The following is a 19962-nucleotide window of genomic DNA, read 5'->3' on the forward strand; positions in this document are numbered from 1 at the left end:
ACGCAAATCTAAACCAGCGTAGATTGCATCAGGGCGGTATCTGCTGGCAGATTGCCAGTCAAAAGCCAGGTGTTGACATCGCTAGGAGCTACGGCTTGGCTCAGGCGATCGCGCAGGGAGTTTCCTTCCAAAACTTCTTTGTTCAGCAACTCCTGGGCAATGTCTTCCAGCAGATCTCGATTCTTATCCAGGATGGCGAGGGCAATGTGATGTGCCCGTTCCACGGTTTCCTTCACCTCATAGTCAATTTCCTCCGTTACCTTGGGGCTAACTGCCCGCCGAGGAGAGCCGTAGCCTTCCAGGAATTGTCCCTGGGGTTTCTCAAATGCCACCGGACCAAGGTAGTCACTCATGCCATAGAGGGTAATCATCCGCTCTGCCAGATCCGTCGCCTTCTGGATATCGTCGCTGGCTCCGGTAGAAACAATGTTGTTGAAGATCAGTTCTTCCGCCGATCGCCCACCCAGGAGGGTTGAAATTCGACCCCGAATTTCGTCTTCTGACATCAGAAAGCGGTCTTCTTCGGGGAGTTGCAGCGTATAACCCAGGGCACCGACCCCACGCGGCACAATCGAAATTTTTTCAACTTTGCCAGCACCGGGCATCAGCGCTCCCACAATGGCATGACCGACCTCATGGTAAGCCACCCGTTTCTTCTCCTGTTCGTTGAGCACCCGTGACTTCTTCTCCAGACCGGCGATCACTCGCTCGATCGCTTCATTAAAGTCTGCCATCATCACCGCCTGCCGATTATAACGAGCCGCTAAAAGAGCCGCTTCGTTGACCAGGTTTGCCAGGTCAGCACCGGCAAAACCGGGAGTCCGAATGGCGATCGTAGCCAGATCTACATCCTCTGCCAGTTTCACAGTGCGGGCATGAACCTTAAGAATTGCCTCTCGCCCAATTTTATCCGGGCGATCGACCAACACCTGGCGGTCAAACCGACCGGGACGGCGCAGAGCAGGATCGAGCACTTCAGGACGGTTGGTTGCCGCGATGATAATCACGCCAGTATTAGCATCAAATCCATCCATCTCAGTTAGCAACTGGTTGAGGGTTTGTTCCCGCTCATCGTTACCACCCATCACATTGTTGCCAGCACGGGATTTACCGAGCGCATCCAGTTCGTCAATAAAGACAATACAGGGAGCCTGTTGTTTTGCCTGTTCAAACAGGTCACGGACACGGGAAGCCCCCACTCCAACAAATAGCTCAATGAACTCTGAACCAGAAATGCTGAAAAAAGGGACTCCTGCTTCTCCGGCGATCGCCTTTGCCAGCAGGGTTTTACCTGTCCCCGGAGGACCCACCAGCAGTACCCCCTTGGGAATCTTGGCACCCAGACGAGTGTACTTATCCGCATTCTTAAGGAAGTCCACAATCTCCTGTAGCTCAACCTTTGCCTCATCCACGCCAGCCACATCGGTAAACTTAACCCCTGTACTGCCTTCTGAATAGATGCGGGCTTTGCTCTTACCAACGGTCAATGCCGCTGGACCACCCCCCTGGCGGTTCAACAACCAACCCCAGATGCCAAAAAAGATCAGCGGTGGCGCGACCCAACTCAAAAGGGTACCAATCCAGGCATTGTTATTCGGGGGCGGAGCACCAAACTCGACATTATTTTCCCGCAGAATCTTGGGTAAATCGAGGTCAATGGTCACAGGGGTGGTTGTAAACACCTGGCGCTGAGCCTCTGCCGCAGGAGCATCGGCATCTGGTTTCAAGGTGAACTCAATCCGATTATCTGCCACCAATGCTTGATCGACTTTGCCCGCCTGCACCTGGGCAATAAAGTCACTGTAAGCAATCTGGGGAGGACGTGAACCAAAACTGGGAACCACGAAGTTCAAAAGCAGGAGCAACGTGATTAGAACTAACAAACCACCCCCAAACTGCCGCGGTCTTGGCGTTTTCAGGGAAGGTCCTCCATTGGTTTTGACGGGCATGCCGATAGCTCCTTTACTTAAGGCATTAGCGGTTAGGTGTAAGGTGTGAGGTGCTAGAGGGATTGGCTCTATTGCTAACAACCAACAACTAACAACCAAAAAACCGAACATTAAGCGCTTCTTTCTATTGAGATTGTAAAGAATCTTGTGCGATCGCTCAGATTCGGTATTCACCCATTCGCAGTGGTTTTTTCCCTACCTGAGTCTTACCTTCACACAAATGGCTGATTGTGTTATCCGGTGTAACTACCTAGCTGAGGCGGTTGGGGTTGCCTGATCGGAATGAACCAGGAGGGATGACATGGGTATCTTTCTTCCAGGACGATAGGGCGCTTGCCGATGGAAGGGTTTCTCATAATTAGGGTAATTAGGACGGGTATAGGGTTGTTGTGCTCTGGCAATCGGCAGTTGTTCTTCCGCGATCGCAAACCAAATTTGCCCAAATGTTTGAGGATTGAGCTTTCTGCCCCTCAGTTCAGGAAAAAGCTGGAAGAACCGCTCATCCGTCAAAGTATCGTAGTCTCTAGAAACGGGACTAAAACGCCCCTGCACTTCCAGTTCTCGTAACCACTGGTCATAGTCCTGTCTGGTGTAGGTGCCCAACCTGGAGCGGGTTTCCGGGGCAAGTTGCTCTAGCCTGTCGTGTAGGGCTTGGGCATAGGGGGATTGGGAAGAATTCGCTGCTGATGCAGACAGGCTGGCGATCGCATCCTGATCGCTTAACAAATTCTGGAAAAACCGCTGGCTAATTCCCGATTCAAGCAGGCGATCGCGCCATTGTTGCGCTTCCTTCTCAGCTTGAGTTTCCAGTTGTCCTGGCTCTGGTTGCTCTGATTCTAGTGTCTGTATTGTGTCGGGTTCGGAGGGTTGTTGTACAGAGGGTACTTTAGAGGATGGTTGATTTGAGTCTTGAGAGACAATGGTGGGAGGGCGATCGTCAGCAGGATGAGCTAAGTGGGACCAGGCAATCACCGCGATCAATACAGTTGTCATACACAAAACACCACCAACTAGGGCTACCTGTCTCCACTTGCGCCAGTCAACGGTAGACTTTCCATCCCTGATAGTCTCTGGTTCACCTGACTGCAAACTACTTTGAACGATTACCTGCACCATGAGTTGCCGTTGCTCATCGTCCCGGAGAAACTGGCTCAGACAATCACGATACTGAAAAATCTGTGCCTCAACCGCAGTCACATGCTCTTGATTTAGCCTGAGCATCTGCCAAAACTGCTGCAAAGACTGCTGCGATTCCCCACTTAAGGGATTTTCCTGTAATACTCGCCGCATAAACTCTACAGCGTAGTTAACCAGCCGCTTTTCGTAGTCTCCAGTATCGATTGAGGTATTCATAGACAGGGACACCTGGTTTTACTTACTGACCACTAACTCGGTGTGCGACCATTCCCAGATCTCCGGCATCTGTGAAATTTACTTCAACCAACTACATGAAGATCAACGAGATGCCAGGGATCTTGGCTACAAAGTTGCTTATCGTGTCACCAGATAATGGCTACAGGCTAGACCCATAACCAATGACCAATGACCCAATATAGTACATACGAACCAATATACAATAAATATACATCAAGTAGAAGAAAACCGTCAGATTTCCGATGGAATATTTCGTACACTTGTACTACTATCATCTATAATTCGTATAGTTTTCCTGTACTATATCTGATTTGCAATGGAGAAAAAACTGGTGAGCTTTCGCCTTCCCGAAAGTTTGATTTCAGAACTCAAGGCAAAGGCGCAGACAGAAGGCGTATCGGTCACAGAGCTGATTTGTCGTTTCTCTCAGCAAGGATTACATACCAGTCCTGGGGAAAGTCTGGGAAATGCTGCGGTAGATACGGATATGCGATTAGCTCTGGTCAGGCTAGAGGAGCGGGTAAACCGCTTGACTCAACTGGAGACCCGGTTTGATACTTTCTTGGGCAGTATGCTGTTGGGGATGCATGGGGGTGGAGTGCAACAACCCATTCAAACGAAATAGAGGTTCAAAAATCACGGACTCGCCGCAGAATCTTGCAAAGATTACAGTTTTGTGAATAATGTTTGAGTTAATCTTGACTGATTCCCTGTCTTAATAGATTCCTGTCTCAATAAAAGAAAGGAGCCACGAGTGAATGCAGCCGAACAGGCAAAGAGTTTGGAAACCGCTAGCAAAATTGCTGCTGTAGTCAACCTGTTCAAAGCTGAGTTTCCAGATGCAAGGTCTGACCTGAAACCGTGGGCAAACGACCCGGATACCCAGGAACTGATTGACCCTGATTCGATCGATATCGGGTTCCATTTTCCTGGTGTCTCAAAATCACTTCAGAGCCGTAGTATTTTGGTCCAGATTCGGTTTCATGAGGATGTGGAGACGGGCGATCGCCGTGCCATTGGAATTGAACTGGCGGGCTTTGACCATCGGGGTAAACAGTGGTGGCTCTCCACGGTTGAAAATTGGGTATTTGAAGGCACAAGCTGTCCCACCCCAGAAATGGGCAACAGGCTGAAGAGCTTTCTCAGGCAAGCTTTGGATTTGTTTAACTATAGCGGTAGCCATCACAGTTAAGAGAAATTGCTAGGACAAATAGAAAGCTCAAAACGTTATTTCATCATCCTTGCCCTTTAACACCGTCCGGTTGATGCTCACGGCAAGCCTGCCCCCTGTTATCCCCGCACTTTGGTGGTCACTTCACCGACTCGCTGTCAGAGATCAAATGGGGATGCTACAGATGGTTTGTGATCAAGGGTAGTGTTCTAGACCTGTTGTTTGTATTCCGTAGGAGCATTGCAGTGCAATGCTCCTACCAGATGTCAACCACACATTTGAAACACTACCAGCCTCCTATGCTTCAAACTTAAACCTGAAACCACCGCCCTATAGCGCTTTCCACCTACATCTATATTCCTTCGACTCCCTGACTCCCTCGCCTGAGGTTTGATCTGTTGAGTGGGAAATTGCTACGAAGGGAGTTGAATTCAAAAGCGTCTACTACCCGGTTAGATCTACTTTACGTGTGATAGTAGCCCAGACAATTCACGGGTATGATTACCGCTGTAGCCTGACTAGTACCATGCACAGCTTTTGCACCTTTTTTGCCATCAGTTCCTCACCCTTGAGAGATCTGCTTTCAGCCTTATTACCTGGACCCATTACCGATCCAGTCGCCATTTTTCTGGTCATTATGGCGATTATGCTGGTTGCACCGCTGCTGTTTGAGCGGATCCGGTTGCCTGGTATCGTTGGCTTAATTCTGGCAGGGGTGGTGGTGGGTCCTCACGTGCTAGGCATCCTGGAGCGGGATAGCACCATCATTTTGTTGGGAACGGTGGGACTACTGTTCCTCATGTTTATGGCAGGACTGGAAACCAGCCTGGATGATTTGAAATACAACGCTGATAAAGCGATCATTTTTGGCGTGTCAACCTTTGCCGTGCCAATGGTGATAGGCACGATCGCCATGATGATGCTGGGTTACACGGTTCTGGCAGCGGTTCTGGTGGCATCCTGTTTTGCCTCTCACACCTTGCTGGCTCTGCCCGTGGTGAGTAAATTGGGCATTATGCGATCGCAGTCGGTCACCACGACCCTGGGGGGCACCTTAATTACTAATGTCCTGGCGTTGCTGGTATTGGCAATTGTGGTCAAGTCTCACCAGGGCGATTTAAACCTGGGTTTCTGGTTATTTTTAATTCCATCTCTTGCACTCTACACCTTTGGCACCCTGTGGGGTGTGCCCAGAATTGGGCGCTGGTTTTTTCGCCGATTCGGGCATGACGAAAGTGCCGAATTTACCTTTGTAGTGGCGACGCTGTTTGTAGTCTCTTACCTGGCGCGAGTGATTGAGATTGAGCCAATTATTGGCGCATTCTTAGCGGGAATCGCGATTACCCAACTCATCCCACAGCTTAGCCCGCTGATGAACCGGATTCAGTTTATTGGCAATACGCTGTTTGTGCCATTTTTTCTGATTTCGGTAGGGATGCTGGTCAATCCCTTTATTCTGTTTCAAGAGCCAAAATCCATGCTGGTAGCCGTGGTCATGGTGATTGTGGCGATCGTGGCAAAATTTCTACCCGCCTGGGGTTCAGGTAAATTTTTTGGGTTTGACTTCCCCAACATTATGGTCATGTTTGGGCTATCAGTCGCACAGGCAGCTTCCACCCTGGCAGCCATTACCGTCGCCTACAACATCAAACTGGTCGATCAACTGACCGTCAACGGTACGATCGCCATGATCCTGGTCACTTGCATTGCCTCTCCCTGGGTCACCGCCCAATGGGGACAGAATACTAAAGATCAGGGAACGGGCGCTCAACCACAGGCAAGGGGGATGGAAGACTCGCAAACCCTTCCCAAGTATCGGATTCTGGTTCCCGTTGCCAACCCCAGTACAGAAGATAACCTGCTGCAACTGGCACTAATTTTGGCAAAGACCACTCAAGGAACCCTTCTACCGCTCCACGTTCTCTCCGATGCCCAGGGTCCCATTTCAACGGAGGCGAAGTTGCAACAGGAACGATTACTTGCCGCTGCTGAAACCATTGCCCATGCGGCTGTAACGGACGTTGAACCCATTGGTCGTGTCGATGGTTCCATCGACCGGGGCATTTTGCGAACAGCTCAGGAGCGCAATGCCACCCTGATTATTTGCGGTTGGAAGGGATATTCTAGCTACCGGGATAATTTTTTTGGGAATGTGATCGATAACGTGGTGCGCCGAACCACGGTGCCTGTGATGATTGCCCGCTTTGTTCAGCCGATCGCATCAACCCGACGGGTATTTCTGGCAATCTCAGATATTGAAATGACTGCCTCTAGTTTTCAGCAAACACTGGCGCTGACGCGCACCCTGGCTGCCGAGTTAAAGGCATCATTGGAAGTAATCCAGGTGGTATCCGGTTCCCGCCGGTCGGATGCCTCATCGCAAGTTCCCGGACTAGCTGAGGATGTCCCAATCCAGCGGGTACGGGGTAATCTGGTCAGTCGTGTCTCACAAATTTTGCAAACCGATGACTTACTGGTTTTGACTCACAACGCCCATCCAGAGTTTTTGGGGGTGCCAACCCTCGGAGTTGCCCCCGATGCGATCGCCCGTCAGCACCCGGATGTATCCATCATCATTGCCCACTTTCCGCGCCAACGCGAACTCCTGAAAAAACCTATTACCTGACACCAATTACCTGAAACCTAAATGGCTGGAGAGTTGACCCTGATTGTAGAAATGGTGACGGTACTGGGAGCCGCCACCACGGGGGGGTACCTGGCAAGTCGTCTGGGTCAACCTGTGCTGCTTGGCTACCTGCTGGGTGGAATGTTAATTGGACCCGCTGGGTTAAAGCTAATCACGCTGGAAGGGGATATTCAGGTTCTATCAGAAATTGGGGTCGCCCTGCTGTTGTTTGCCCTGGGGGTGGAGTTTTCCCTCAAAGACCTGTTGCGGATGCGGGCGATCGCGCTGGGTGGCGGTTCCCTCCAAATTATTTTGACGATCCTGTTGGGCGGTGGATTAGCCTACCTGACGGGTTGGGTGACAACCATCCCCAAAGCCATTTTTCTGGGAGCGGTGCTTTCCCTATCTTCCACCGCTGTTGTCCTGAAAAGTCTGATCGAACGCAATGAGGTGCAAACAAACCACGGTCAGATCATGCTGGCAATTTTGATTGTGCAGGACTTGGGTTTGGGACTTATGCTGGCTGTTCTTCCCGCCCTCACTCAGCCTCCTAATGTGATTGGTGTTGCCCTGTTCACAGCTTTGCTCAAAGCCTTTCTTTTCCTGGGGGGAGCCATCCTTGCTGGCAAATGGCTGATTCCATTATTGGTTCGGTTGATTGCCCGCAGTGGTTCCCAGGAACTATTTTTGCTGGGAATTCTGGTTTTGTGTCTGGGAATTGCGCTCCTGACCTCTGCCCTGGGTTTAGGAATTGAAATGGGAGCGTTTGTTGCCGGGTTAATGATTTCTAACGTGGAGTATGCCGATCATGCCCTGGATCGGATGTTGCCCATGCGGGATGTGTTCGCGACCCTATTTTTTGCATCCATTGGGATTTTGATTGATCCAGCATTTTTGTTGGCAAATAGTTGGGTCTTACTTGGGCTGGTTGCCGTCACAATGATTGGCAAAGCCGTGATTGCAACCAGTGTTGTCAAGCTGTTTGGCTATTCCCTCAAAACAGCTTTGACTGTTGGTATTGGCATTAATCAAATTGGAGAATTTTCCTTTGTGCTGGCGGGGGTTGCTCAAAATGAAGGGCTTTTTTCCCCCCGACTTTATGGTTTGACGGTCGGAACCACCGCTGTCACGCTACTGATTACCCCCTTTTTACTGCGAGCAACTCCCCATCTGCTGACCCGGCTAGAAGGGTTGCCATGGCTCAACGACCTGCTGCGGTTGAACCATGCGCCTCAACTGTTTGGGCTAGAGGAGGAACTGGTGAGCCATGTGGTGGTGGTTGGCTATGGCAGAGTCGGGCAAACCCTGGTCCGAATGCTGTATTTCCAGGGCTATAAAATTTTGGTGATTGATAACAATGAAGCCGCGCTGCAAACCTTGCGGGAACGGAAAATCCCCTTCCTGTTTGGGGATGCTTCCAGTGCGCTGGTTTTAGAAAAAGCCAATCTGCCCCAGGCAATGGCAATGGCGATCGCCCTCCCAGATCCAATGGCAACCCGCCTCACCCTGAACCGGGCGTTGAGCCTTGCCCCTGAACTGGACATTACAGTCCGGGCGCATGTGAATGATGAAATTGACGTGCTTTACCAGTTAGGTGCCCAGGAAGTGGTGCAGCCAGAGTTTGAGGCTTCCCTGGAGATGGGTGCCCACATGCTGTTGAAACTGGGTGACTCGACCTTTGAAGTGCAGCAGGTGGTCAACCGTTACCGGACTGGACGCTATCGAGACATTGCGCCAGAACGGGCGGAGTACTGGGGCGCGGCAGATCTGGAGTCAGCGATCGAAGGTTTACAAAGACGCTGGTACACGCTCCCATCAGACTGTCCTCTGTCAGGTTTAAGCCTTGCCCAGGCAAACGTCCGCCGCATCACAGGAGCCACCATCATGGCAATTGATCGCAACAAACGTCTGCACCGCTACCCCACGGGAGAAATGGTCATGCAAGTGGGCGATCGCCTTCTGGTCGTCGGCAACCCGGAAGAACATACTGTGTTTGAGAAGTTGTTGAGGGGGGAAATGGGCGAATAGGGGTCAGGGGTTGAAAGGTAGCATACTTGCCTACCACCTTATCCAACCGCCTTCTGATAAAACCCTTTCATGTCCCCAAACCATTGCTGCCGGGACTCATCCCAGGCATAGAACATATGCCCACCCCGGTAATGTTTCAAGGTCAGATTGGGGCGAATCTCAGGGTCAAGCCGCATCAGGTCTACCAGGTGATTGGAGGCAAAATAGGGCGTGACCAGATCAAAAAAGCCGTGGGTAATGTAGACCTGCATGTAGGAGTTGAGGGTCATACCGATACGCAAATCATCTACTGCCCCGATGAACCCCTGCTTCAACTCGCCCTTCATGTCAAATTTCCAGGCTTTGAAAGTTTCTAAGTTAAGCAGGTGGTAGGACAGGTCGGTTTCAACCCCCAAGGTATCCCGCAGATGGCTGTTGATTGCTCCCGTAAACAGCCGATCCAGTCCATCTAAGGTAGGATCAATACCCTGGTAAACCTGGCGATCGGGGAACGGATCGATCGCCGTAATTGAAGCGTCATACAGCCCCACAATTCGCTGCTGATCGCGCAGCAATTCCCTGGCAAACACTTCTATATCAATCCGTCCACCCTGACGCTCCACCAGGGACAACGGCAAACCAATCAAATCCGCCAGTTGTTGATAAGCCGTTTGGCGCTCCTCCGCTGAAAGTGCCCCCCCCATTGCCAGTAAGGGGATCAGCGTCTTGCGGGCAAACTGTTCCGCAGCAGTGATATGGGTCTGTAAATCCCCTGGTTCTCCCACCCAGCGGGCGCGATCGTGGTGAGCCGCCGCCGCCGAAAAGGAAGGCAGCAACGTTGCCCAGGAAGTCAGATTGTAATCACTGCCCCATAACAGGCTGAACTCCAACGCTGGAGAGATCAAAATTGCACCCGACAAACCCACTCCAAACTCCTGCTGGAGCTTACGGGCTAATTTAGCCACCCGAAAGCCCCCATAACTTTCTCCCGCAATAAAAATGGGTGACAGCCAGCGATTCCGCCGCGAAAGAAACCGCTGAATGAATTCAGCCAGGGAGATTAAATCCCGCTCAACCTCCCAAAACTCCACCTCTTTGGGTTTCTCCTTTTCCGTCGGATTCCCTGACTCTCCGGACTTGTCTTTTTTGTCCTCCTCTTCCGTCAGACTACGGCTAAATCCCGTCCCAATCGGGTCGATAAATACCAGGTCGGTAAAGCTTAACCAGCTTTCCAGATTGTCTACCACCTTCAAGGGCGGTTTAGGCAAACTCCCCCGGTCTCCAAAAGCAACCCGCCGTGGACCCAACGCACCCATATGCAGATAGGCAGAAGCCGCTCCCGGTCCACCATTAAACACAAAGGTCAGGGGTCGTTGGGCTGCCTGATCGGACTTAGCCAGATAAGCCACATGAAACATTTCCGCCACTGGCTTCTCCCGCTCAAACAGGGTTTGCCACTCAGCCGAAACCGTGTAGTGAATAGAACCCTCAGGCAACGATAGGGTATGTTCCGTTGTGTTGCCTTGGCGCGTTACAGGAGTTTTTTGAGGAGTGTCAGACATGAGAAGGGCGGGGTGGGCGTGCAGAGCGGACGGAGGGGGTGCAGTTCAGTACTCAGTAGTCAGTAGTCATTGGTCATTGGTCATTGGTACTTACAGTCGCGATGTGCAACTTGGTAGCCAAGATTCCCGACATCTCGTTGATTTTTATGTATTTGGCTAAAGTAAATTTCACAGATGCCGGGGATCTGAAAATTGTCGCACACCAAATTACAGATGACAAAGGACGAATGACAAACAACGAACCATTACCCATTACTGCTTAACTTTCAACTCTCACAACGCCGTGCCCTGCTTAAACCCCTGGTCATAAGCCGGATCCATTCCTGCGGGTAGCTGGCGACCTCGATTTAGACTGGCATCCCAGTAGCCTGCATCCCACCAGAGGTGCTGAGTACGCTGGTTCTCGAAGGAGTAGGGATTTTCTGGGGTGGAGCGAGAGTTAAGCTGATTGCTTTGCTGGGAGGGTAATTGGGCAATTACGGGCTGTTGATGGCTTGCCAGTACGCGAGCGATCGCCAGCATTCGGCGCTGCTGGTCATGGCGAATACTGGCTTCGGTGTTGCCCAGACCGGGGGCATCCCAGCGGTTGGTTTGGGGATTCCAGAAGCTTTTTATCCGTGCCTCTAGAACCGCATCCTGTCCTTCTAAGCCCTGCTCTTTTGCCTTCAGCAAATGCTCAGGATAGCCTGGTGTGCCGAGGGCTGCCAGGGGTGCCTGGTTAGCCAGGTCGATCGCGTTCAGTTCTTCTTCTAAGTTCACCTGCAACCCCAGGGTGAGCGATCGCTGACGCAAATCATTGGTCTGGGATATTAACCGCTGAATCTGGAAACCATCCGCTTGTTCGGGATTTGAGCAGCTATAGCGGAGTTCCCGGCAGTGCTGAAAAGAGAAGCTACCCAAATTCCAAACCCCATTACCGGGATCGGTATGCCCAAAATAAGCAGGAGTGCGAGTACCATCAGGGGCACGGGTGCCCTCAGCGTGACCTACGGTGCGGGCAACCAGCGACTCTGCTCCATCCGCAAACAAAATCACCGGGTCTGGGACAATCGCGGTCGGCTTCAAGGAAAATGCGACTGCCCGATCAGCCGATACCTCTGAGGCTGCAAAGGGTGAGTCGGTCAAGGGCTTGGAAGCTGGCAAGTTCAAATCAGGGAAAGAGGCTACGGCAATCAGCCCAACCGCAACCCAGCCAAGTTGCATCAACAAAATCAGTCGCTCCGTCTCAAGCATGGAAGCGTGGCGTTTGCGCGTAACCGACCGATTGACGTAACGCCGGATGGATGGGCTTTGCCCCACTGTTCGAGAGGAAGTCATGGGCAATGTTGGCAATTGAATGTTGGCGATCGACCGTGGAAAGGGAATGATTAAACAAGAACATACTTCTTTATCAGGATAACGCCTGAAGTAGAAGCAGGCGCACTTCAGGAAACAAAAGAGTATATCTGTACTGCATACGAGTCTGCTCCTTTTTCCACAGACAATTCTTAATCTGAAAAAAATGGGGAGGTTCGGAGATTTTCTGCTTAAATGCAGGTGCGATCGTCAACATTTTTGAGGAAGCAAGTGTAAACTCAGTACATTTGTTCTATAATTTTGTCAAGTTCTGGAGTCCGGCTTTCATCCACCGAATTACCGCCAATTGCCATGTATGCTCCCCTCACATCTGGAACTCTCCTCGATAGCCGCTACCGTATTGTTGGGATGGCAAAACGAGGTTCCCTCGGTCAAACCTATCTGGTGCGGGATCAAAAGCAGCTCAATGCCCTATGTGTGCTGAAGGAATTCATTCCCAACCAGCAGGACCCGGCGGTAATCGAGACGCTGCTTCAGCTTTTTCATCAGGAAGCGTCCGCCCTTTATGAACTGCGTCATCCCCAGCTTCCCCGTCCACGGGCGATGCTGGTTCAGGATGAGCGCCTTTACTGGATTCGGGAATACGTTGAAGGTAAAAGCTACAACGTTATTCTAGACAGCCGTAAGGCGCAGGGGCAGGTCTTTTCAGAAGCAGATGTGCTGCACCTGATGATGAAGGTCTTACCTGTACTCAGCTACTTGCACAGCAAGGGGGTTGTGCATGGCAACCTGACACTGGATACGCTCATTCTGCGGCAGCAAGACCAGTTGCCGGTTTTGATTAACTACGGGCTGGTCAGGGATCTGGTCGTGCGGCTACAACTCCATCCCGTTCAGCCCGAGGATGCACTGGGAACACCGGGCTATGTGCCGCCAGAGAAGATCAGTGATGGGCAACTTTACCCCTGTAGTGATATCTATTCGCTGGGAGTCGTCGCGATCTCCCTTCTGACGGGTAAAGCACCGGAAGAACTCTACAACCCCAAAACCAAAAGCTTAGAGTGGGAATCTTCGGCAAGCATTAACCCCAAATTTGCCCGCATCCTCAAGCAAATGGTGGAGCCTCGTCCACAAAAGAGGTTTGCTTCTGCGGTTCAGGTGATTCAGGTGCTAGAACCCCTGATGGATGCATCTGCTCAACCGGTTGCCATGCAATCCTCTGCGCCCCCTTCGGCTCCAGTTTCTCCCCCTCCTCCTGTAGTTGCCGCCGCCCTTCCCGCCGAGACTCTGGCACCTGTGACAGCGACTCCGAAGCCGCAATCGCCTCGCCCTAAACGGGAAGGGGATCCTCGCGCTTCAGCCGCTTTGGTAATAGGATTGGCACTCTTGCTGGGGGTGGGTGCCTGGAAGGCATTACCCCTTTTCCGGGGCGATCGCCAATCCCCCGAATCTCAGCCAACCGATGTGTCGGGCAGTCCGGCTGATCAGACTTCCCCTTCCCAAGCCCAACCAGAAGGTAGTCAAGCAGGGACAGGAACTCCTGCCGTTCCTGCAAAGCCCTCTCCCCCTGCTTCCGACAGCAACCTGCGCGATCGCATTCAGCAGCTTGGCATCAGCCCTCAGTACTTTAACAACGTGGCGGATGAAACGTTCTACGCCAAATACCCCAAGCTAAAAGGTCAACAGGCGGGCACCAGCGCCATCCAAGGAAAACAAAAAGAAGATTGGAATGAGATTGCTGGCGCTCTGGCAGATCGACTAGAGACCCTTAGCCCTGAAACTCGCAAAAGACTGGGTTCTTACAAGTTGGGCAACTACAATGCATGGCTTAAGGAACTGGGAGAATCGAAACGGAAAAATAGCCCCACCCTCGATGCCCTGACAGATGGGCGGTTTTATAAACTATTTCCTGAATGGAAAGGAAGAAAGCTGGCTCCCAACACGATGGGACAGATTTGGTATGCGATCGCCGATGAAATGGTTGAACCTGCCAAAGCCCGGAAGGCAGGCAAGAAGAGATAACCAGAAGAATTTCTCTAAGAGGTTTTTTGCTGAACCTTGAAATCCTGGCAGCATACTCTACAAGTGGCGTATGCCATAGATTAGCCCCTGGCAAACGCCTGTGAGAAAGTCGAGGTCAAGGGTTTCGAGGCGATCGCTCGGCTTATGATAGTTTGGGTTTCGCATAAAGGCAGTGTCAGTCACCATAATTGCCCGGTAGCCCCGGTCCCAGAAGGGGGCGTGGTCACTTAAGCGGGTTGCTTGAACGATCATTCCGCGCTTTCCAGCGGGTAACCAGCGGCTGCGAATTCCTGCCCGGTCAACAGCACGGCAAAGGCAGATCAGGTCAGGAATGGTGCCTAAATTGCCAATCAACCCTATGAAATTTCCCTGGTTGGGATACAGGTATTGGAGTCCGGGTGGGTATTTTTGGGAGTTAGGTTCGTGGGTGCAATACCCCAACATTTCCAGCGAAAGCATCAGCCGGACTGGTTGTTGTTCTTGCCACAGTGCTTCAGCATAGGCGGCACTGCCCAGCAAACCATATTCCTCCAGGTCAAAGGCAATCAGGCGCACCGGATAACGAGCCGGTTGGGCAGCCAGCGATCGCGCCAGTTCCAGTAATACGGCTACGCCAGTCGCATTGTCATCTGCCCCCGGCGTTCCGGGTACAGCATCGTAGTGAGCACCAATTAAAATGGGAGGTTGTTGTTCTCGTCCGGGCTGGGCAGGTAAGTTCAGCACCAGGTTGGTGTGAGTACGAGTCTTGATCACAAACTCATGGGTTTCAACCGTTCCCCATTGCTCCAACTGCTGACGAATATACTGCTGCACATAGAAATGCCCTTCTGTTGCCAGATACGGATCCCGTTCCCGAACAATTTGGGTCAGGTGCGATCGCAGCGTTTCTTTCAAAGTTTTCCCTCAGCTAACCATGAATTAAATTTCCGTCAAATTCCAGCTCTGACTTGCATGAGATCCTTTCCACACCCATTTATAGCAATTCCCGTTTGTGTGTGCGGTCAAAGGGCTGATTCAGTCAGGGTTTTGGGCATTCGTTTGTATCGCACTCGTCTGAGAATCGCTATAACTTAATTCTATCAACCTGATCGGGGGATGGCGAATGGACAAACCATCCACTCCTCCACTCTTATCTACCAAGCACTTCAGCCCTGAGATAGGGGATGTTTTTTGCTGCGCTCTTTAAGGTGTGGCAACAGGCTGATTTTGGGAAGCGCAGAGCAACGATGAAACGATAACAATCCGGCTATAGCGTTTTTGAATCCAGAGAGGTACATGGATAGCCGCAAAACCTTTGAGTCAAACAGATGAGATGTACCTCACCCAGAAAGGAAACGCTATACTACTCCCCAAATGTTTGATTTGACTCCCCAAAAACTTAAGGGCTGTCCTCCTATCAAGGAGCATCCTGGGAGGTAAAGGGTATCAGTTTTTGAGGGGAAGGGGGATGAGGGGATGGTAAGAAAAGGCAGAGTCAATACTTTGAACATTTAGGAGCTACGATGATGGATGAGTACACCCTGGTAAGCTGCGACTTTCATGATGAGTTAGAGTCCCTGGCTACCTTACAGCAAGAAGCTCAAATCATTTATCGGAATGAAGCGAACGAAAAGGTTGAAGTGCGGGATTACATTGTGGACATTTATGCCGCAAATAAAGCAGATTTTCTGAAGCTGAAAAAGGGAACAGAAATTCGACTGGACAAAATTGTATCAGTTAACGATAAATCTGTTTCTTACACATCAGATTAGTTGTCAGAGTCATAGCGCTTCCTGTTAATTTTCAGTCAGATGAGACAGATCTCAATCACTAGATCTTAAAGGGTTTTTGAAAAGGATCTGGCGATTAAAATCGCGCCTACATAAACAAAGTCTGCCTGCACGGACTCGGACAAACGGGAATTTCCGTAATCTGCGGAGGCAGGTTTAGTTATATAGCCGCGCCTACCCTACGGGAACGCTTTGTGAATAGTCGCCAAGGCGGCTTCGAGTGAGAAGCGTTACAGCTTTGCTTTTTGAGATGAAGCATTTGGGGAAAGGGCTTTGCGCGCAAAGTAAGTTGTGTAAACAGCGGTTGCAAGCGTGATCAATAGTCCTATCCCCTGCCACACAAGCTTTTCAGGAGTTAATTCACTGCTAAATATGGATGTTCCGAAGGATCCCAAGTAGATATATAAGGTGATCACAGGCAGCATCCCTAGCCATGAAAAAAAGCAGTACTGCCAAAAGTTGACTTTAGTACAGCTAAATCCATAGTTCAAAAGATTGGATGGTAGAAGGGGGGAAAGGCGAGTCAGCAGGAGAATTTTCCATCCTTTTTGATTAACCGCGTGGTCAATTTGAGCAAATTTTGGATTTTTGCACATCCAGTTTTTAACCCGCTTGCGTGCGATCGTTCGACCGATAAAAAAGCAGACAATCGCACCCATTGTATCGGCGATCGACACCGTAATAATTCCCTTCACCAGCCCAAACAACGTTCCACCAATGAGCATCAGCAGTACATTTGGCAAGCAAAGAATCGTTGCTAAGAGATAAACCAGAACGAAACCTGGAATTGCCCAAAAACCAAGGGTGACAATCCAGTCTTTAACTGAAACGATCCAGTCTTTAAGGGGTAGGTTACTGGCAACTACAGCCAGTAGAACGCCAGCCAGCAAAAACATCCAAAAATTCTTAGCCCGTAACAACCCCGTGATCATGTCTGTAGTCTCCACCAGCTTAGAGATAGCTGGGAATGTCTAGCAATGGGTCATCAATTGAGCCGCATTTCTAGTGAGTCAAAAAATTAGCATCAGGAACCGCTTAAGAACACCCAAGCTCAAGCAGACCCAGTAGGGTTAATTCTATACTTCCTACTTTGAGCAAAGAATCTACCGGGAGATGATACCTGCTCCAATGGCATAGTTGCTCTGATAGGGCGATCGCACCCCCTTGCCCCGCCGACTTTGTCTATTGCCGCTCTCGGTGGATAACTTTAGATATGATCTAGCCCATTAATTGGCTTTTGGGCGCTTCTTGCTTGAAGAAGCAAAGCCATCGCTACTAGAGGACTGTCCGAATGCAATTTCCTTGAGCGCCCGTTGCAATCCAGTATCATCCCTCATTTCGACGGTCTGACATACTCGCCGCCACAAGATTTCATCCGATTGATACATGCTGAGAGCGGCAATCGCGTCTTTAGCATCCTGACTCATTGCCTCAGCAATCAGCGTCAGCAGAAATTCCAAAGCGTCATCTTGACGAAGCAGAGAGATCGCCAACAAACCTGTTTTGCGTAGTTCAGCATAAACCGTTGTTTTCCACCAGCGTTGCAGAATTGGAAAGGCTTCCCGTAAACGAGATTCACCCAATGACAAGGCTGCTATTTCCTGAAGTTGCTCTTTAGGTGAGTTGAGAAAGCTTGAAATCAAAGACAGGGATTGAACTGGAGCCAGCTTTAAAAGTGCTGCAAAGCATTCTGATAGAACCTGTGGTTCTGGATCTCCCATGCGAACCTTTAAGCGCAGTAAGGGCACCCCCTGGGAATTTTCGCTGTAGGCGATTGCCCTTGCGGCGGCTACCCGCGCCGGTGCTTCTGGATCAGCCAGCAAATCGGCTAATTCAACCAGAACCTCTGAATAATGCATTCTTACTAACCCTAAGGCACAAATCCCCCGCAGGCTTACCGCTGTATCCTGTTTTCCACCCCACACTGGCTCCATTTGCACATGCCGAATGCCCTGAAGAAAAAGAGCTTCTTCGCTGTAGTTCAAGCGATAGAGGGTTTCAGCAATTCTAAATTTTGCCTGACAGTTGGCATCTGTCTCAACGGGTTTTACCATAAACCGTTCAAATGCCGCTATTAAATCTGGCATGAGTTGGTATATTTCGGTATCACCCACCAGCTTTGCTGCCTGGGCTACAGCAATAGAATAACGGCTTTTAATGACCTGACGCAGAGTCGCGATCGCCTCCTCTGAGGTTGGCTCCCCTCGTACCCGATTCAGCAATGCCAGAGTTTCTTCTAATTTACGTGACTTTGCCATACCCTCTTCCAGGATTACCCATTACCAGTTACCAATTACCGATTTCCCCCTTTTCGATACCCCGTACCCTGTATTCCCTCCCCCTTACCTTTTACCTTACGCCTGCCTCCCACTCTCACCCTTAACCACTGCCGATGTAATCAAATGAGCCACACGTAGTGCCTCTGGCACATGCCCACAATCAGTCAACCGAGCCAGCACCCCCGCTGTCACAGCCGGACTCACACCACATACCTGAAAGAAAAAAGGGTGGTATTGATAAATTGGACCTGCCCGACGAAATAATTCTAAGCGTCGCTCTGGTTCTGGCAGGCGGCGCACAGCAAATTCAACGGCGTTTAGATCAGGATGGCGACGCATGACAGCAACACAGGGGCGTTCCACCTTTTCTGCCAGTAACGGCAGGTCAACCACATTAAAGCCAGCCAAAGAAATGCCATCCAGCAAAATGATATGGATCTGAGGCAAAAACTTACTTCTAATTAGCATCTGGCAGAGAACATCCGTAGCGTCCCAACCATCGGGCTGCACTTGTCCCCAAACCATGCCTTCAAATCGTGTTCCAGCACACACGACTCCTGCCACACTCACAGGTTGCTCTGACCGACGCACAAAGGGAGCATCATCAAAACCGATCGCCCGAATCGTGCGCCGTTGTTCTAAAAGAGTTTCTAAATCCATATTGGAATTTAGCACTAACTGGGGAATCAACTATAGCAGAATGGCAATAATTTAAGCACACAGCCACTAATCAAGATCCCCGAAATCTTGAAGATTCCGGGGATCTAAAGCTTGCTATTTCTGCCACTCAACTAAAAACCGCTATGGCATCAGGACTTGAACAATCAATCAAACATATTGACAACGCGATATCCACGAGTATAGAGAGGAACCGGACCTCCTGCACTTCGCCTTGACTTTGCTTCCTCCATCGTTTCGTCAAACACAACTAATCTCTCTGAACCTACCTTCAGCCACTCTTGATAAGGGATGCAGTTATCTTCCTCAACTCCACCGATTGTGGGAGGCACCATTGCCCGGTAGAGATCGTTAAATTTTCTCCGAAATCGAAAGTCAATCGAAATTCGTACTCCCTCAGATCTCCGTCTAACCGTCTGGTGAAGCCCTCGCGCATCATTAAAATACATTGTGCCGTGCTGGAGTTTTGCCTCCTGGTAGGCAACAACCATCGGAATATCACGCCCCTCATCAAAATCTGACATCACCCTCATGGCACCAAGTTCCATTTCACGGGGCATTTCCCCTGCCTCAATTGTGATATGGTCAATATCCCCAAACAGCGGTAGCACAACAACTGTTGCATCTGCCGGAACACCTGCCCATACATCGCTATGAAGTTTTGAACTGGTAAAAGGTAAACGTAACTTGTCTGGATCGGTCTTGCCATAAACCATACGCAAGTTGACAGGTAAATCAACCGCATCAATCAGATCATTGGCACCAAGTTGGGAGAAGGCTGTGGCAACACTTTTTTGCAACAGATTAAATTCTAAAGCATGTTCTCGTTTGGGCATTAACAGCCCAGTACCTGTGTAGTTAGGTAAAGTTTGTCGGGCTTCTAGCAGTCGCACCAGCATCTCAGCTTCCGAGAGAATGATTGGGCTATTCAGGCAAGCTGAGATATAGCCTGCTGCTGCGACCTGAATCTGCTGAAATAGTTCAGGCTTCAATTTGTGTTCAAACAATAGCCGATACTGGTGCGCTGTTGCGATTCTTTCAGCGAGTTCATCAAACAACTGATCACCTAAGCGGGAAAATGCCATTGCATCGTCAACGCTAAATTGACCGGGTGATAACGGTTTGGTTAGTAATCCTGCCAAAATTCTTCCTCCTACCAATAGCTCCAAAATCATAAATTCTAATAACTGAGGGACTCACGTTTGGCTTTTTCAGATAGATGTTGATTC

15 protein-coding genes are annotated in these 19962 nt (G+C 50.4%); 6 read left to right on the forward strand and 9 right to left on the reverse strand.

The genetic code is table 11. The features are described 5' to 3' along the window. Nucleotides 1–8: 8 nt before the first annotated feature. Both ftsH and AC1S52_RS18095 read right to left on the reverse strand, forming a co-directional pair. Nucleotides 9–1949, reverse strand: coding sequence for an ATP-dependent zinc metalloprotease FtsH (gene ftsH, locus AC1S52_RS18090; RefSeq protein WP_482030439.1), 1941 nt, complete (start codon nucleotides 1947–1949; stop codon nucleotides 9–11). A 246-nt stretch (nucleotides 1950–2195) separates the two neighbouring features. Further along, nucleotides 2196–3302 (reverse strand): hypothetical protein, encoded by a 1107-nt coding sequence (locus AC1S52_RS18095; RefSeq protein WP_482030440.1) that lies wholly within the window; start codon nucleotides 3300–3302, stop codon nucleotides 2196–2198. A 352-nt stretch (nucleotides 3303–3654) separates the two neighbouring features. On the opposite strand from AC1S52_RS18095, the gene AC1S52_RS18100 reads away from it, so the two are divergent. The 4 genes from AC1S52_RS18100 to AC1S52_RS18115 all read left to right on the forward strand — a co-directional run bounded on the left by AC1S52_RS18100 (nucleotide 3655) and on the right by AC1S52_RS18115 (nucleotide 9148). Further along, entirely contained in the window at nucleotides 3655–3948 is a 294-nt protein-coding gene (locus AC1S52_RS18100; RefSeq protein ID WP_482030441.1) for a hypothetical protein, read from the forward strand. 129 nt (nucleotides 3949–4077) lie between these two features. After that, a complete protein-coding gene (locus AC1S52_RS18105; protein WP_482030442.1) occupies nucleotides 4078–4515 on the forward strand; it encodes a hypothetical protein in 438 nt (145 codons plus the stop codon). Nucleotides 4516–5020: 505 nt separating this feature from the next. Further along, complete coding sequence (locus tag AC1S52_RS18110) at nucleotides 5021–7120, forward strand: cation:proton antiporter domain-containing protein (RefSeq protein ID WP_482030443.1); 2100 nt, start codon at nucleotides 5021–5023, stop codon at nucleotides 7118–7120. Between the two features lie 21 nt (nucleotides 7121–7141). Next, nucleotides 7142–9148 (forward strand): monovalent cation:proton antiporter family protein, encoded by a 2007-nt coding sequence (locus AC1S52_RS18115; RefSeq protein ID WP_482030444.1) that lies wholly within the window; start codon nucleotides 7142–7144, stop codon nucleotides 9146–9148. Between the two features lie 38 nt (nucleotides 9149–9186). Here the strand turns inward: AC1S52_RS18115 and AC1S52_RS18120 are convergent, their stop codons facing one another. Together AC1S52_RS18120 and AC1S52_RS18125 are read right to left on the reverse strand one after the other, a co-directional pair. Then, nucleotides 9187–10689 (reverse strand): S10 family peptidase, encoded by a 1503-nt coding sequence (locus tag AC1S52_RS18120; protein WP_482030445.1) that lies wholly within the window; start codon nucleotides 10687–10689, stop codon nucleotides 9187–9189. A gap of 273 nt (nucleotides 10690–10962) precedes the next feature. Continuing rightward, a complete protein-coding gene (locus AC1S52_RS18125) occupies nucleotides 10963–12006 on the reverse strand; it encodes a hypothetical protein (protein ID WP_482030446.1) in 1044 nt (347 codons plus the stop codon). Nucleotides 12007–12285: 279 nt separating this feature from the next. Between AC1S52_RS18125 and AC1S52_RS18130 the strand changes: the two genes are divergently transcribed. Beyond that, the gene (locus AC1S52_RS18130) at nucleotides 12286–14007 is read left to right on the forward strand and encodes a serine/threonine protein kinase (protein WP_482030447.1); all 1722 of its coding nucleotides are present in this window, start codon (nucleotides 12286–12288) and stop codon (nucleotides 14005–14007) included. A 57-nt stretch (nucleotides 14008–14064) separates the two neighbouring features. Here the strand turns inward: AC1S52_RS18130 and AC1S52_RS18135 are convergent, their stop codons facing one another. Beyond that, the gene (locus AC1S52_RS18135; protein WP_482030448.1) at nucleotides 14065–14901 is read right to left on the reverse strand and encodes a M20/M25/M40 family metallo-hydrolase; all 837 of its coding nucleotides are present in this window, start codon (nucleotides 14899–14901) and stop codon (nucleotides 14065–14067) included. 611 nt (nucleotides 14902–15512) lie between these two features. Here AC1S52_RS18135 and AC1S52_RS18140 point away from each other — a divergent pair. Then, on the forward strand, nucleotides 15513–15758 hold the full coding sequence (locus AC1S52_RS18140; RefSeq protein WP_482030449.1) for a hypothetical protein: 246 nt from the start codon (nucleotides 15513–15515) through the stop codon (nucleotides 15756–15758). Between the two features lie 248 nt (nucleotides 15759–16006). On the opposite strand, the gene AC1S52_RS18145 is transcribed toward AC1S52_RS18140, so the two are convergent. The 4 genes from AC1S52_RS18145 to AC1S52_RS18160 form a co-directional block, all read right to left on the reverse strand. Then, complete coding sequence (locus tag AC1S52_RS18145; RefSeq protein WP_482030450.1) at nucleotides 16007–16708, reverse strand: TVP38/TMEM64 family protein; 702 nt, start codon at nucleotides 16706–16708, stop codon at nucleotides 16007–16009. 294 nt (nucleotides 16709–17002) lie between these two features. Next, the gene (locus AC1S52_RS18150; protein WP_482030451.1) at nucleotides 17003–18034 is read right to left on the reverse strand and encodes a HEAT repeat domain-containing protein; all 1032 of its coding nucleotides are present in this window, start codon (nucleotides 18032–18034) and stop codon (nucleotides 17003–17005) included. Between the two features lie 96 nt (nucleotides 18035–18130). Beyond that, complete coding sequence (locus AC1S52_RS18155; protein ID WP_482030452.1) at nucleotides 18131–18715, reverse strand: endonuclease dU; 585 nt, start codon at nucleotides 18713–18715, stop codon at nucleotides 18131–18133. Nucleotides 18716–18879: 164 nt separating this feature from the next. Further along, nucleotides 18880–19875 carry a hypothetical protein gene (locus AC1S52_RS18160; RefSeq protein WP_482030453.1) on the reverse strand — a complete coding sequence of 332 codons (996 nt, stop codon included), beginning with the start codon at nucleotides 19873–19875 and terminating at the stop codon, nucleotides 18880–18882. Nucleotides 19876–19962: the final 87 nt, after the last annotated feature.

The organism is Kovacikia sp. CALU 1929 (assembly GCF_056784235.1).

Bases quoted from the DNA above. Each gene is read 5' to 3' on its own strand.
- ftsH (WP_482030439.1), bottom strand. From the start codon at position 1,949: ATGCCCGTCAAAACCAATGGAGGACCTTCCCTGAAAACGCCAAGACCG.
- AC1S52_RS18095 (WP_482030440.1), bottom strand. From the start codon at position 3,302: ATGAATACCTCAATCGATACTGGAGACTACGAAAAGCGGCTGGTTAAC.
- AC1S52_RS18110 (WP_482030443.1), top strand. From the start codon at position 5,021: ATGCACAGCTTTTGCACCTTTTTTGCCATCAGTTCCTCACCCTTGAGA.
- AC1S52_RS18115 (WP_482030444.1), top strand. From the start codon at position 7,142: ATGGCTGGAGAGTTGACCCTGATTGTAGAAATGGTGACGGTACTGGGA.
- AC1S52_RS18120 (WP_482030445.1), bottom strand. From the start codon at position 10,689: ATGTCTGACACTCCTCAAAAAACTCCTGTAACGCGCCAAGGCAACACA.
- AC1S52_RS18125 (WP_482030446.1), bottom strand. From the start codon at position 12,006: ATGACTTCCTCTCGAACAGTGGGGCAAAGCCCATCCATCCGGCGTTAC.
- AC1S52_RS18140 (WP_482030449.1), top strand. From the start codon at position 15,513: ATGGATGAGTACACCCTGGTAAGCTGCGACTTTCATGATGAGTTAGAG.
- AC1S52_RS18145 (WP_482030450.1), bottom strand. From the start codon at position 16,708: ATGATCACGGGGTTGTTACGGGCTAAGAATTTTTGGATGTTTTTGCTG.
- AC1S52_RS18150 (WP_482030451.1), bottom strand. From the start codon at position 18,034: ATGGCAAAGTCACGTAAATTAGAAGAAACTCTGGCATTGCTGAATCGG.
- AC1S52_RS18155 (WP_482030452.1), bottom strand. From the start codon at position 18,715: ATGGATTTAGAAACTCTTTTAGAACAACGGCGCACGATTCGGGCGATC.